General features: G+C 71.0%; 13 protein-coding genes. 5 read left to right on the top strand and 8 right to left on the bottom strand.

Annotated features, from left to right (window positions below; translation table 11 throughout):
* Positions 1-72 precede the first annotated feature (72 nt).
* From ACYVD1_RS07080 to ACYVD1_RS07070, 3 genes are all read left to right on the top strand, one after another.
* Positions 73-555, top strand: a complete 483-nt coding sequence (locus tag ACYVD1_RS07080; RefSeq protein WP_460769309.1) for a DUF6194 family protein — start codon at positions 73-75, stop codon at positions 553-555.
* A 164-nt stretch (positions 556-719) separates the two neighbouring features.
* Positions 720-1,358 carry a DsbA family oxidoreductase gene (locus tag ACYVD1_RS07075; protein ID WP_460769433.1) on the top strand — a complete coding sequence of 213 codons (639 nt, stop codon included), beginning with the start codon at positions 720-722 and terminating at the stop codon, positions 1,356-1,358.
* Positions 1,359-1,475: 117 nt separating this feature from the next.
* Positions 1,476-2,612 carry a hypothetical protein gene (locus ACYVD1_RS07070; protein ID WP_460769307.1) on the top strand — a complete coding sequence of 379 codons (1,137 nt, stop codon included), beginning with the start codon at positions 1,476-1,478 and terminating at the stop codon, positions 2,610-2,612.
* Positions 2,613-2,718: 106 nt separating this feature from the next.
* Here the strand turns inward: ACYVD1_RS07070 and ACYVD1_RS07065 are convergent, their stop codons facing one another.
* Positions 2,719-4,326 carry an OmpA family protein gene (locus tag ACYVD1_RS07065; protein ID WP_460769305.1) on the bottom strand — a complete coding sequence of 536 codons (1,608 nt, stop codon included), beginning with the start codon at positions 4,324-4,326 and terminating at the stop codon, positions 2,719-2,721.
* 336 nt (positions 4,327-4,662) lie between these two features.
* On the opposite strand from ACYVD1_RS07065, the gene ACYVD1_RS07060 reads away from it, so the two are divergent.
* Positions 4,663-5,145, top strand: a complete 483-nt coding sequence (locus ACYVD1_RS07060; RefSeq protein WP_460769431.1) for an anthrone oxygenase family protein — start codon at positions 4,663-4,665, stop codon at positions 5,143-5,145.
* A gap of 58 nt (positions 5,146-5,203) precedes the next feature.
* Here ACYVD1_RS07060 and ACYVD1_RS07055 read toward each other — a convergent pair whose 3' ends face one another.
* The 5 genes from ACYVD1_RS07055 to ACYVD1_RS07035 form a co-directional block, all read right to left on the bottom strand.
* Positions 5,204-6,664, bottom strand: a complete 1,461-nt coding sequence (locus ACYVD1_RS07055; RefSeq protein ID WP_460769303.1) for an FAD-dependent oxidoreductase — start codon at positions 6,662-6,664, stop codon at positions 5,204-5,206.
* Between the two features lie 69 nt (positions 6,665-6,733).
* A complete protein-coding gene (locus ACYVD1_RS07050) occupies positions 6,734-8,872 on the bottom strand; it encodes a molybdopterin oxidoreductase family protein (RefSeq protein WP_460769301.1) in 2,139 nt (712 codons plus the stop codon).
* The gene (locus ACYVD1_RS07045) at positions 8,869-10,266 is read right to left on the bottom strand and encodes an MFS transporter (RefSeq protein ID WP_460769298.1); all 1,398 of its coding nucleotides are present in this window, start codon (positions 10,264-10,266) and stop codon (positions 8,869-8,871) included. The genes ACYVD1_RS07050 and ACYVD1_RS07045 overlap by 4 nt, the downstream gene beginning before the upstream one ends.
* Before the next feature lie 273 nt (positions 10,267-10,539).
* The gene (locus ACYVD1_RS07040; RefSeq protein WP_460769296.1) at positions 10,540-10,698 is read right to left on the bottom strand and encodes a hypothetical protein; all 159 of its coding nucleotides are present in this window, start codon (positions 10,696-10,698) and stop codon (positions 10,540-10,542) included.
* Positions 10,699-10,780: 82 nt separating this feature from the next.
* The gene (locus ACYVD1_RS07035; protein WP_460769294.1) at positions 10,781-11,236 is read right to left on the bottom strand and encodes an Lrp/AsnC family transcriptional regulator; all 456 of its coding nucleotides are present in this window, start codon (positions 11,234-11,236) and stop codon (positions 10,781-10,783) included.
* Positions 11,237-11,346: 110 nt separating this feature from the next.
* Here ACYVD1_RS07035 and ACYVD1_RS07030 point away from each other — a divergent pair, with 110 nt between their 5' ends.
* Positions 11,347-11,757: a DUF2000 domain-containing protein gene (locus tag ACYVD1_RS07030; RefSeq protein ID WP_460769292.1), complete on the top strand. Its 411-nt coding sequence runs from the start codon at positions 11,347-11,349 to the stop codon at positions 11,755-11,757.
* 63 nt (positions 11,758-11,820) lie between these two features.
* Here the strand turns inward: ACYVD1_RS07030 and ACYVD1_RS07025 are convergent, their stop codons facing one another.
* On the bottom strand, positions 11,821-12,351 hold the full coding sequence (locus tag ACYVD1_RS07025; protein WP_460769289.1) for a GNAT family N-acetyltransferase: 531 nt from the start codon (positions 12,349-12,351) through the stop codon (positions 11,821-11,823).
* A gap of 264 nt (positions 12,352-12,615) precedes the next feature.
* Positions 12,616-12,774, bottom strand: a complete 159-nt coding sequence (locus ACYVD1_RS07020) for a hypothetical protein (RefSeq protein WP_460769286.1) — start codon at positions 12,772-12,774, stop codon at positions 12,616-12,618.
* Positions 12,775-13,252: the final 478 nt, after the last annotated feature.

Below are 13,252 nucleotides of genomic sequence, written 5' to 3'. Positions count from 1 at the left end.
TCACAGGGTAGTGCAGTGACACACTAGAAGGGTGGGTGATCAGGAAGGACATCCGGACATGGAGGAGGAGTAGTGAACGAGGACGAGGTCGTCCGGTTCGCGGGTGAGCTGGACGATGTGAGCGTGGAGACCGCGAGTGAGGAGAGCGGGGCGCCCGAGGTCGCCTGGGGCGACTCCTTCTTCCTGTACGACCCGGACGGGCGCGCGCGGGAGCGGAGCGGGTTCATGCCTTTCGCGACGGTGGTGGTCACGGACTACCCGGGGTTCGACAGTGACTCCCAGCTGGACCGGGACGGGGTGTTCCGGGTCAACATCGCGGTGGGCCGGGCGCTGTTCGAGGAGTTGGTCGGCCACTCCCCCGCCGCGCACGCCGAGCACCGGGAGGCGTTCGACTACGCGGAGCTGGACCGCTTCCTGCCGCACCCGGCCTATGGAACCCAGGGCTGGGTGGCGGTGCTCAACCCGGGGGCCCGGACCGCCGCGCGGGTGCGTGAGCTGCTGGTCCAGGCGCGAGAGCGGGCCGCGGCCCGCTACCGTCCGTTGCGCGACGCCTGACCCGGGGCGGTCCTGCGCTTGGGGCGGAAGTAGTCGGGAGGCCCTCGGTGTTGTACCGGGGGCCTCCCGCGACGGGCCTTTCGCCGGGAAGGTCTGGTGGCGGTGGGCTCTGAGGATGCGCCCGTGTGCTCAGGCGGGGTCTGCTTCAAGGGGGATGAATGGTCGTGCAGGTCGAAGTATGGTCCGACATCGTGTGCCCGTGGTGCTACGTCGGCAAGCGGCGCCTGGAGAAGGCCCTGGCGGGTTTCGAGCGCGCCGACGAGGTCGAGCTCTGCTGGCGCAGCTTCCAGCTCGACCCGGCTTTCCCCAAGGGCGCGCGCGAGCCGGTCTACGACTCCCTGGCCAGGAAGATGGACTCCTCGCGCGAGCAGGTGGCGCAGATGACCGGCCAGGTCACAGAGTTGGCGGCCCAGGAAGGGCTGGACTATGCGTTCGAGAACGCCGTCATGGTCAACACCTTCGACGCCCACCGGCTCACCCACCTGGCCCGGGAGAAGGGCCTGGGTGCCCAGGCCCATGAGCGCCTCATGCGTGCCCAGCTGGTGGAGTCGCGCGTGTTGAACGACGCGGACACCCTGGTGGAGCTGGCCGCCGACATAGGCCTGGACGCCGACGAGGCCCGTGCCGTCGTGGACGGCGAGGCCTACACCGAGCAGGTCAACACCGACATCGCCACCGCCCGGCGGTTGGGCGCGACCGGCGTGCCCTTCTTCGTGCTGGACCGGGCCTTCGGGATCTCGGGAGCCCAACCGGTGGACGTGTTCTCCGCGGCGCTGGAGAAGGCTTTCGCCCAGCGGGCCTGACGGCCGCGCTTTCCCCCGCGCGGGGGATGAGGACCACTCCTGTTGGGGAGGTGGCCGACCGGACCGGCGGCACAGGGTGGGGGTGAAGCTTGGCCCCACACGTGAAGGAAGCCGGTCATGACCACCTCACCTGCCGCGCACACCCCCGCCCCTCACACGCACCATCCCCCCGTGTTTCCCACCTCCTACTGGGCCGCCTTGGCCTGGTCGGCCGCGGCCCTGGGCCTGGCCTTGGGCTGGCTGGCGGGGGTGGTGCCACTGGCGGCCGAGAACGTGGCTCTGGGTTCCCTGCTCGCCGTCGTGGGGCCGGGCGTTTCGATTGCGGTGACCGCCGTCCTCGGAGCGGTCGGGGTGGCTGTCGCCCTGTTGTTGCCGCGCGGTGCCCCGTCCGCGCTGCTGGAGCCGCTGGCCTGGACTCTGGTCGGGGTGCTCCTGCTGGTCTACGTCGAATCCAGCCTGCTGGTGTGGTTGGGCTACTCGATGGTCACGCCGGTACTGGTGTGGGTGGAGCCCGCCCTCGGCCCGGAGTACGTGGCCTACACCTTCTCCCCGGAACTGCTGCAGGTCCTGTTCTTCACCCTGGGCGTCGGGCTCTGGGGCTGGGCGGCGCTGGTGCTGCGCCGCCAGCGGCGCCGGGTGTGTGTGCGGTGCGGCCGCGGCGCCGACTGGAGCACGGGCACCGAACGCGCGCTGCGGTGGCGGGCCCTGCGCACGGGCCGGTTCGCTGTCTCGGTCGCATTCGTCCTGGCCCTGCTCTACCCGGCGCTGCGGGTGCCCTGGCTGTTCGGCTATCCGATGGGGATGGAAGAGGAGAGGTTCGCGGAGCTTGCGGCGGACCCGGTCGGGATGGCGATCGGGGTGGGGCTGGGGTCGGCCGGCCTGGTGGGGGCGGTGCTGATGCTGGGACTGGTCCAGGGCTGGGGTGTGCGCCTGCCCTTCTGGATGGTGGGGTTGGCCGGGCGCCGGGTCCCGGTGCCGTTGGCGGTGGCACCGGCGCTCCTGGTGTCCCTGGCGCTGGTGGGGATGGGGCGCGGCGTGTTCGTGCAGGTGTGGACCATGGGCGAGATCAGTGCAGGGTTGGCCTCGCACCTGGTGGTGTTCGCGACGATGCCCGTGTGGGCGGCGGCCCTGGCGGTGGCCACGGCCGCCTACGCCCTGCGGCGCCGCGCCGAGTGCGGGGTGTGTGAGCGGGGTCTGCCCGAGGCGTGGCCGGTGGCGGCCGTGGAGTCGGCGGGCCACGGGCACCGGGACTGAGGACGGGCCGGGAGCCCCAAAAAGGCGGTGCCCCGCTCCCCGGAAGGGGGCGGGGCACCGCCGTGTGCGTGTGGTCAGCCAGTCGCCGGCCGATGACCGGGGCCGGTTACTGGATCGGGACTCCTGGGATCTCTCCGAAGGCGCCCGCGTACAGGGTCATCTCCTCGATCTCGAGAGCGGGTGCGGGGAAGACCGACAGGGCCAGGTACTCCTCGCCCGGGACCAGGGTGTGGATCTCGTCGGCGAAGTCCTCGTACTCGTCCTCGAAGCCGCGGATCCGGATGACGTAGCGCAGCAGCCCGCTTTCGGGCTCTTCCAGGCGGAAGCCGCCCATGCTGCCCTCGGTGTACTGCTCGGGGCTGCCGGGCAGGGCGGCCTCGTCACCGTCCAGGTCCGCCTCCAGGTCGGACAGGGTGGGGTTCTGGAAGCCCACCATCTGGAACAGGTAGGCGCCGTCGCGCACCAGCGGGTACACGTTCAGATCGATGTCGTCGTGGGTGGCGGTGGTGAAGACGTCCATGTCGTCGAAGTCGAAGTACTCGGCCGGGTCCTCGACGTGGCGCTTGGCGGCATCCAGTCCGGTCTCGCCCTCGTCGGAGTCGGTCTCGGCCATGGGGACCTCGTAGGAGAACTCCACGCGGCGGTTGCGGGCGCGGGCCTCCTCGTCGTCGTCCTCGCCTTCCTCTGCGACCAGTTCGGTGCTGCCGCGTCCTTCGGTGACCAGGGTGACGTCCGAGCCCAGCTCCTCCTCGAGGAGTTCGGCCGCGGCCTCGGCGCGCTCCTCGGACAGGTCCTGGTTGTAGTCGTCGGAGCCCTCGCCGTCGGTGTGGCCGATGACGGTGATCTCGATGTCCTCGCCGAGGTTCTCGCGCAGTGACTGCGCGGTCTCCTGGATGGTCTCGGCGGCTTCGGTGGTGGGTTCGGCCTCGTCGAACTCGAACATGTTGTCCGCGTGCAGGGCGATGATCTCCTCGTCGCCCGCGCGCGTGGTGGAGGCGGTGGGGCTGTCGACGAAGCTCTCCATCGAGTGCACGTACTCGTCGGTCTCCAGCCCGGGCGGGGGCGGATCCTCCGGGTACCAGATCTCGTCGGGCAGCTCTTCCTGGGCCCAGGTCTCGGGGTCGATGTAGTCGTAGGCGTTGGGTTCGGGGATCTCGGTGAACTCGTCGACGTACTCCATCGGCACGCTGGGCACGTGGCCGACCCCGCGACCGGTGAAGGTCAGCTTGTCCACGTCCTCGGAAGGGGCGGGGAAGTAGTTTCGGTAGGTGGTGGCCAGGCCTTCGTGGGTGGGCATGTAGGGGTCGCCCTCGTTGAAGTAGGTGCCGTAGGCGACCTCTTCGTGATCCTCGTGTTCCATTGCGCGCAGGATCTCCCCGGAGATGGGGTCGATCATGCGGATCGGGGCGGTGGCCATGGTGACCTCGCCCGGCATGTCCTCGAGGACGTTGTGGGTGTACTCCAGCATCACGTACTCGCCGTCGTACTCCAGCGCCTCGATGGAGACCTCGAAGGCGACGTCGTTGCCGTCCTCCACGAACATGCGGCTCTGGCGGAGGAAGGGAAGCTCTTGCTCGACGGCCTCCACTTCGTCGGCCTCTTCGGGGGCGTCATCGTCTTCGCCGGAGGTCAGGTCGCGGATGAGGCCGCAGGAGCTGAGGGCCAGGCTCAGCGTGACAGCCAGGCTGGCCGCGCCAAGGACTCGTTTGGACATGGTCGGGGGACTCCCTTGAGGTGGTGCCTACTGTGCCCCGTGGGGCGCCGGAATCGATCGTCTCCTGCGTCAGACGCGGGACGAGGCTCACTGGTTCAGCGAGTTTACCCGCCGTTGACCTGGAACTTTGAGGAACGTGACCACGAGGAAGGGGGCCACTACTGCGGGTTGATCCTTGGGGGTGCGCCCGTGCGCGATCGGGGGCGGGTTGCGGTGCCGGATGTGTGGATCGGCGAAGCCGTGGCGCGCGGGGCCGCGGGGTGCTTCGATAGGGAGACAAAGAGGGACAACGTGCCCCGAGGGTGGCACGGCCGACGGAGGGCTGGGCGCGTGGGCATGATGCAGATGGTGTTCGGGGTCGTTCCGATCCTCGCGGCGGTACTCAGCGGCCTGTTCGCGGGGTTGTTCCTGGCTTTTTCGATGGCGGTGATGCCCGGGCTGGCCCGCACCGGCGACCGGGTGATGGTCGAGGCCATGCAGGCGATGAACACCGCCATCCTGAGCCCGCTGTTCGCGCTGGTGTTCGTGGGCGCCCCGGTGATGGTACTGGGATCGACGGTGCTGTTCTTCGCCTCGGGCGCCCACGCCTCGGCGGTCTGGGCCGGTGCGGCGCTCGTGCTGCTCATGGTGGCCGTGGTAGTGACCTTCACGGTGAACGTGCCGCGCAACAACGCCCTGGAGGCGGCCGGTCCCGCCGCCCGGGTCAAGGACCCGGCGGCGTTGCGCGCCGCCTTCGAACCGGTGTGGGTGCGGTGGAACCACCTGCGCACCGTGACCTCGGCGGCGGGGTTGGTCTGTATGGTCATGGCCCTGGCCTGAACACCGCGGCCGCAGGGGCTACGGCACCGGGTCACCTGAGCACGGTCTCAGGGCGGGCTCAGCCCACCGGCGCGGCTCCTCGGCCCTCCCCCATCCCCGCCAGCAGGGCGTTGACATCGCGCACACAGCCCCCGCAGCCGGTGGTGGCGCGGGTGCGTGCGGCGATGCTCTCGCGCGAGCGGGCCCCGTCCAACCAAGCCTGCTCGATGTCCTCGCGGCTCACCGCGTTACAGCGGCACACCAGGGCCGAGGCGGCGGGCCCGGCATCCTCGCCCGGGTCAGCGACCGGCAGCCCTTGGACCAGGGCCAGGCGGTCGGCGGGTACCGGGGCACCGCTCTCGTGCAGCTGAGACAGATTGGCCGCCGCCTCGGGGAACCCGAGCAGGACCGCGCCGACCACCCGGTCCTGGTCCACGGCCAACTTGCCGTAGCGGCGCCCGTGCGGATCACTGACCGTGACCGTCTGCACCTGCGGCCCCAACTCGTCCTCCTGCACGAGACCGAACGCGCTGAGCTCGATGCCCTGGGCCTTGAGCCGGGTGAGCGGACGCGCCCCGATGTAGCGGGCCTGGGGCGCGCTCCCGGTCAGGCGCCGGGCCAGCACCGCGGCCTGCTCCCAACCGGGCTGGACCAGACCCGCCCCGCCCCCGGGGTGCTGGGCGCAGTCGCCCAGAGCGTGCACGCGCGCCTGGGAGGTCGCCAAGGAGTCATCCACCACGATGCCGTGCTCAACGTCGATCCCGGCGCCGGAGGCCAGCTCGGTGTTGCCGCGCACCCCCGCGGTGACCACCAAGGCATCGCCGGGCAGGACCCGGCCGTCGTCCAGTTCCAGTCCGGTTCCCGGGATCCACCGGGAGGCCACCCGCCAGGAGTGCACGCTCACCCCCAGGTCCTCGTAGCAGTGGGCCAGTACGCGGGCGGCCGGTTGGTCGATCTGGCGGCGCATGATCCACGGGGAGGACTCCACGACGCTGACGCGGGCACCGCGTCCGGCTAGCCCTCGGGCGGCCTCCAACCCCAGGACGCCGCCGCCCAGTACCACCACGGGGGCTCCGGGGCGGACCATCGCGAGCAGGCGTTCGCAGTCGGCGAGGTCGCGCAGCGCGGTCACTCCCTCACCGGGTCGGCCGTCGGTTGCGGCAAGCCCGGTCACCGGAGGGAAGGCTGCGCGGGCGCCGGTGGCCAGGACCAGCTCGTCGTAGGTCAGGTGGGTGCCCTCGTCCAGGTCCACGCGGCGTTCGGCGGTGTCCAGTGCGGTGGCCGACACCCCGGTGCGCACGGTCACGCCGGGGGTCTCGGGTACCGGGAGGCGGATCTGCTCGGGGGTGTGCTCGCCCGCGACCACACTCGAGAGCAGCACGCGGTTGTAGGCGGGGTGGTGTTCGGCCCCCACCACGGTGACGTGGGCGCGGGTGCCTTCGGGGTCCAGGCGGGCGACCTCCTCGGTGAAGCGGGCGCCGACCATGCCGTTGCCCACGACCACGATGTGGCGGGGTGCCGCACTGTGCGCGTTGCTCAACTACTGCCTCCTGGCGGTGGTGTGTTCCCGGGCGGCCTCGGCCGGGTGCTAGGGGTGGTGCGGGCGGTGTCAGGCGGGGCGTTCAGTGCCGGGGTCGGCTTCCAGCCGCACGGCGCTGACCTTGAACTCGGGCATGCGGCTGGTGGGGTCCAGGACCGCGTGCGTGAGGTTGTTGGCGGCCTGGACACCCGCGTAGTGGAAGGGCACGAACACCGTGTCCAGCCGGGCGGTGGCATCCAGGCGCACCCGGGCGCTGACGCTGCCCCGGCGGGAGGTGAGCAGGGCGCGCCCGCCCGAGGACAGGCCGGCGCGGGCGGCGGTGTCGGGGTGCACTTCGACGTAGACCTCGGGTTCGGCGGCGCCGAGTTCGGGCACCCGCCGGGTCTGGGCGCCGGACTGGTAGTGGCCCATGAGCCGCCCGGTGGTGGCGATGAGCGGGTAGTCGGGGTCGCTCTCCTCGGCCGGGGGCCGGTGGGAGACCGGGATGAAGCGGGCGCGCCCGTCGGGGTGGGCGAAGGCGTCCAGGAACAGGCGGGGCGTGGGTGGGCCGTGGGTGCGCACCGGCCAGTGCAGGGCCTCCCCGTCCTCCAGCCGTTGCGGGGTGATGCCGGAGTAGTCGGCCGCTCCCCCGGCGGAGGCGGCGCCCAGTTCGGCCAGGACGGTGTCGGGGTCGGTGGGGAAGCGTTCGGCGGGCTGGCCCAGGCGCGCGGCCAGGGCGGAGAGCACCTGAAGGTCGGTGCGTACCCCAGGCGGGGGCGCAGTGGCGCGCTGTCGCCGCAGGACGCGCCCCTCCAGGTTGGTCATGGTGCCCGACTCCTCGGCCCACTGGGCCACGGGCAGGACCACGTCGGCCATGGCCGCGGTTTCGGAGAGCACGAAGTCGGCGGCCACCAGCAGGTCCAGGGAGGCCAGGCGGCTGCGCACGCGTTGGGTCTCGGGCGCGGAGACCGCCGGGTTGGAACCGAACAGCAGCATGGCGCGCGGCCCGCCGGGGGTGCCCAGGGCGTCGAGCAGTTCGAAGGCGCTGCGGCCCGGACCGGGAAGGGAGTCGGGGTCCACGCCCCACACCCGGGCCACGTGTTCCCGTGCGGCGGGGTCGTCGATCCTGCGGTAGCCGGGTAGTTGGTCTGCTTTTTGGCCGTGTTCGCGTCCGCCCTGACCGTTGCCCTGGCCGGTGATGCAGCCGTACCCGGCCCCCTGGCGGCCGGGCAGGCCCAGTGCCAGGGCCAGGTTGATCCACGCGGAGACGGTGTCGGTGCCCTTGCTGTGCTGTTCGGTACCGCGCCCGGTCAGGACGTAGGCCGAACGGTCGCGGGCGGCGCGGCCGAGTAGGTCGGCGGCGGCGCGGACCTGGGCGGCGGGTACCCCGGTGGTGAGTTCGGCGTGTTCGGGCCACCAGGCGGTGGCGTGTTCCCAGGCGGGTTCGAACCCGGTGGTGCGGGCGGCGATGTAGTCCTCGTCCACCCACCCTTGGGCTCGGGCGGCGTGCAGCAGGCTCAGGGCCAGGGCGAGGTCGGTGCCCGGGCGCGGGGCCAGGTGCATGCCGCCGTTGTCGAGTGCGGCCTGGGCGGTGGCGGTGCGGCGGGGGTCGATGACGATGAGGGCGGGTGCGGACAGGTGGCCCATCATCGGGGGCATGGTCTCGGCGGGGTTGGCGCCGGCGAGCAGGACCACCTCGGCGGTGGCGATGTCGGTGAGGGGGAAGGGCATGCCCCGGTCCAGTCCGAAGGCGCGCGTGCTCCCGGCGGCCGCTGAGGACATGCAGAATCGGCCGTTGTAGTCGATCTGGGAGGTGCCCAGGGCCAGGCGGGCGAATTTTCCCAGGGTGTAGGACTTCTCGTTGGTCAGGCCGCCGCTGCCGAAGACCGCGATCGTGTCGGGCCCGGACTCGGCGCGCAGGGCCCGTAGGCGTTGGGTGATGTGGTCCAGGGCGGTGTCCCAGTCGACCTCGGTCAGGGGTGAGGTGCGGTCCTTGCGCAGCAGGGGGCGGGTGAGGCGGTCGGGCAGGGTGAGGACCTCCGTGGCGGTCCAGCCCTTGCGGCACAGTCCGCCCCGGTTGGTGGGGAAGTCGGCCGGGCGAGCGACCAGGCCCCCGTCGGGTGTGGGGTCCAGGTGCATGGCGCACTGCAGCGCGCAGTAGGGGCAGTGGGTTCGGGTGGTGCCTGCGGAGTTCTGGTCCGGGGTGTTGTGGGGGGTCGGCGCGTTCATCGGCTGGCCGTTTCGACCGGGGCCGGGGCGGGCGCGGTGGTGGGAGTGGTGGTGGCGGGGCGGCGCAGGTACACCAGGTAGGTGATGGCCGCGCAGGCCAGGTAGAAGGCGCCGAAGGCGGCGAAGGCGGGCGCTGTGGAGCCGGTGGCGGCGAAGGACTCGCGGAAGGTGACGTTGATGGCCACGCCGCCCAGCGCGCCGACGGCGCCGATCAGGCCGAGCATGGAGGAGGCGGTGCGCTTGGTGCGGGCCAGGGCGTCTTCTCGGGGCTCACCGGCGGCAATGGCGTTCTCGGCCTTGGCGGCGTAGATGGAGGGGATCATCTTGTAGGTGGAACCGTTGCCCAGGCCGGTGAGGACGAACATTACCGCGAAGGCGCCGATGAACAGCCCCAGGTGGGCGGCTTGCACGGCCAGGACGAGGACGGCGGCGCAGGCGGCCATCGCCAGGAACACCCACAGGGTGACGCGGGCCCCGCCCAGGGAGTCGGCCATGCGGCCGCCGACCGGGCGGATGAGGGAGCCGATGACCGGGCCCAGGACGGCGATGGCGGCGGACTGGACGGGTGCCAGGCCGAACTGGGACTGCAGCAGGAGGCCGAAGGCGAAGCCGGTGCCGATGAAGGAGCCGAAGGTGCCGATGTAGAGCACCGACATGATCCAGAAGTGGCGGTCCTTGGTGGCCGAGAGCTGTGCGGGGATGTCGCTGCGCACGCCAGCCAGGTTGTTCATGGAGCGGTAGGCCCACCAGGTGGCGAGCAGGATCAGGGGTGCGTAGAAGAGCGGGACCAGGTGGCCCGAGGCGGTGGTGAACAGGGCGATGACGGCCAGGCCGACCAGTTGGACGGTGGCCACGCCGATGTTGCCGCCGCCCGCGTTCAGCCCCAGGGCCCACCCCTTCTCCTTCTCGGGGAAGTAGGAGTTGATGTTGGCCATGGAGGAGGAAAAGTTGCCGCCGCCCAGTCCCGCGGTGGCGGCCAGTACGAGCATCAGCCAGAACGGGGTGTCGGGGTTCTGGACGAGGAAGAACGCGGCTGCTGTGGGGACGATGAGCAGCGCCGTGGAGACGATCGTCCAGTTGCGGCCGCCGAAGAGCGGGACCGCCAGGGTGTAGGGCACTCGCAGTACGGCCCCGACCAGGGTGACCACCGACAGCAGGAGGAACTTCTGCTCGGGGGTGGTGGAGAAGCCGTGCTCGGGGATCATGAACAGCACGAGCACCGACCAGATGCTCCACACGGAGAAGCCGATGTGTTCGGAGGCGATGGAGGCCCACAGGTTGCGGCGGGCGACGGGGCGTCCGGTGCTGTTCCAGAACTGGCGGTCCTCGGGGTCCCAGCGGGAGATCCAGCTCGGTCCGGTGCGTGGCGCGCGTGGTCCGGTCTCGGGTGTCACGACCAGGCCTTCCTGCTCGGTGGCTGCTGACAGGACCGAACGTAGGCAGGGGGGATTGCCTGGATGTGTCGCGTCGTAACACACGGGAAACAGTGGGCTCACCTCGGAACCGTCCGGGCGGTGAGCCCCGTCGCCGGGCAGTGCGAACTCTCGGCGGCGCGCCCCTGCCCGGAGAGCTGCCCACACGGATCCGAGCAGGGCGAGGCCGACGGTCAACCACTCTGTGCCCTACCGGCGGGCGGCTGCCGGCTGCTGGTAGAGGGGGCCGACGGTCTAGCTGCTGCGCTTATTGGACTGGTAGGCGCCGAAGGCCAGGCCGGCGATGAGCCCGAGCGCGATGCCCAGGGCGAGACTGTCGAACACGAGCCCGAACACCACGCCCATGGCCAACCCGATGGCGAGGCTGGTGCTCTGGCGCTTGGACGTGCTCATGCGGGGTCTCCTTCCGAGGGCTTTCCTATCCCTTATGTGACGAATTGAGGGTCTTACTGGTTCCTGTTGAGCTCTGAGGCTTTCAGGTGAGGGGCTCGGTGACGTGCTTGCGCGCGCTGTCGTAGATGATCTGGCTGCGGAACGAGGCCACCTCACGGCGTTCGGTGAGGCGGTCGATGAGGAAACTGTGCAGGGCATCCAGGTCGGGAACGGACACGTGTACCAGGAAGTCCTGCTCCCCGGCCACGACGTAGACCGCGTGGACCTCGGCCAGGGCGAACATCGCCGCCTTGAACCCCTCGATCGCGCGCCGGCTGGGCGGGCGCAGCTCCACCGACACGAACGCCTCCACCCTGCGGTTGAGCGCGCCCGGATCGATGTCGGCGTGGTAGCCACGGATGACGCCGCGCCGGTGCAGCAACCGGACCCGCTCCAAACAGGTGGAGGGGGCCACACCGAGCTTGTGGGCCAGCGCCCGGTTGGTCTGCCGTGCATCCTGCTGGAGTTCGCCCACGATCGCCGCATCAAGTTCGTCCATGCGGGCCAGCCTAGTTCCGTGGGCGAATAGTGTTCGGCACCTCCACCAGTGGACTGCTCCTCTCGCTAGTTTCTCCGGTGTCCACACGACAGATGAACGGGGAGTAGTCCATGAGTATGTCCACCAAGCTGGTCGTCGTCCTGCGCTCGGACCTGGGGTCGGCGGTGGCCGCCAACGCTGGCGCGGTGCTCGGGCTCGCGCTCGGGGCGCGGTTGGAGAACTCGCTGGCCGCCGACGGCAAGGACGCCGGTGGCAACGTGCACGCTGGCATCAACCCGCACCCGGTGCCGACCCTGGCCGCCTCGGACCGGGAACTGCGCGAGATCAAGGCCCGCGCGGACGAAAGGGAGTTGACCGTGGTGGGATTCAACGAGGTGGCCCGCCGCTCGCGCACCTACGTGGAGTACCTGGACGCGCTCGCGGTCACCGACCCCGAGGAGCTGGACTATGTGGGTCTGGCGGTGTTCGGCCCCAAGCGCGACATCAACAAGCTCACCGGAAAGCTGTCCCTGCTCCGCTGAACTGACGAGGGCGCCCCGCCGCGGTTCGCCGCGGCGGGGCGCACGGCCCCGGGCCCGATACGGTCAGATACCGAAGGGCGCCGGGTACTCGATGATGCCGCGCGGGGTCTCGCGCGACGGGTCCAGGGACAGGGCCATCATCGCCTCGTCCGGAACCTCCATCGGTGCCCGGACACCGAAACCGGAGGCCGGGGTGAAGCCGAACCTCGGGTAGTAGCCGGGGTGGCCCAGGACCAGGACGAGGTTCTCGCCCATGGCACGGGCGGCTTCCAGCCCGGCGCGGATGGCGGCCGAACCGGCCCCGGTGCCCTGGTGCTCGGGCAGGACCGCACACGGGGCCAGCGCCAGGGCCGGGCGGCCGTCGACGTGGCACCGGGTCAACAGTGCGTGCCCGACCAGGTTGCCGCCGGTCGTCTCGGCGACCATGGACAGCCCGTCGATCCACGCTCCGGCGTCGGCCCGGAGGGCGTCGACCAGGTTGGCCTCCTCAGAGGTCTCGAACGCCGCCAGGTTGACCGCGCGTACGTCGGCGAGGTCGGCCCCGGTTTCGGGGCGGGTGGCCCAGTTGTTGCTCTGCGCAGTGGTGAAAGTCAAGGTAGAGACCCTTTGTTGACAGGGCCCCGACGGCAGTGACGCGCCAGGGACGCCCGCGCCGTGCATTGGCGGGCGGGGTGCGCGTCAGGTCAGGCCGGGGCCCGGGTGGTGAGGACGGTCCGGGCGCTGCACACGGCAGCTGCCTGCAGCACAGCCATCAACTCACTCTCCCCTGGACTCCATGCGGCCGGACTCCGGCTTCGCGAGAGCCAACGTTAGCAGGCAGAACGGTGCTGCGGTACGCGAGGTGTGGCACTGCGGTGTTCACGCCAAGTGGAGGCTGAGCTGGGAGGCGAGTTCGCGAAAGCCCAGACCCAGGGCCAGCCCTTGGCCCCGCTGGTCGGAGGCGGTCAGCACGCACAGGTGTGCGGTGTCGCCGGGCCAGTGCCGGTACCCGGCCGCGGCGATGACCCGGGGCGCCACGCCGGGAGCGGGTTCGTCGTAGATGGTGTGGGCCGGTGAGGTGATCTCGCCCGCACCACTCTCTCCTGCGTCCTCGGGGCCGACGCTGTCGAGGAGGACCCGCAGGTCGGGGTGGTCGGCGGGGAGTTCGGTTGGGCGGGGGGCCTGCCACGGGCCGGAAATCGGGCGGGGAGAGGTAAGCCAGCGTGGCCGGGCCGAGGATGTCCCCGATCGGGAGCAGGGGCGTGAGCACCTCCGGTTCGGTGTGTGCGGCGGGATCGACCGAAGCCAAGGTCCTGTGCAGGGCGTCGGCGAGCTCTTCGGTGGGGGCGGTGGCCAGGGTCGTGCCGTCCAGGTGAACGATCCCGCACCAGCCGGGCGGGCACACGCGGGAGCTCGGGGAGACGGCGACGGTCAGGGGGTGCCCGCACTCGTGTGTCCTCCAGGTGTTCCCAGAGGGCGAGGGCGCGGATTGCGGTGTCGGCCATGGCAACGAAGG

The sequence above is a fragment of the Nocardiopsis nanhaiensis genome (assembly GCF_054778635.1).
The sequence above is the reverse complement of the archived record's forward strand: the minus strand, read 5'-3'. Positions and strand labels throughout refer to the sequence as shown.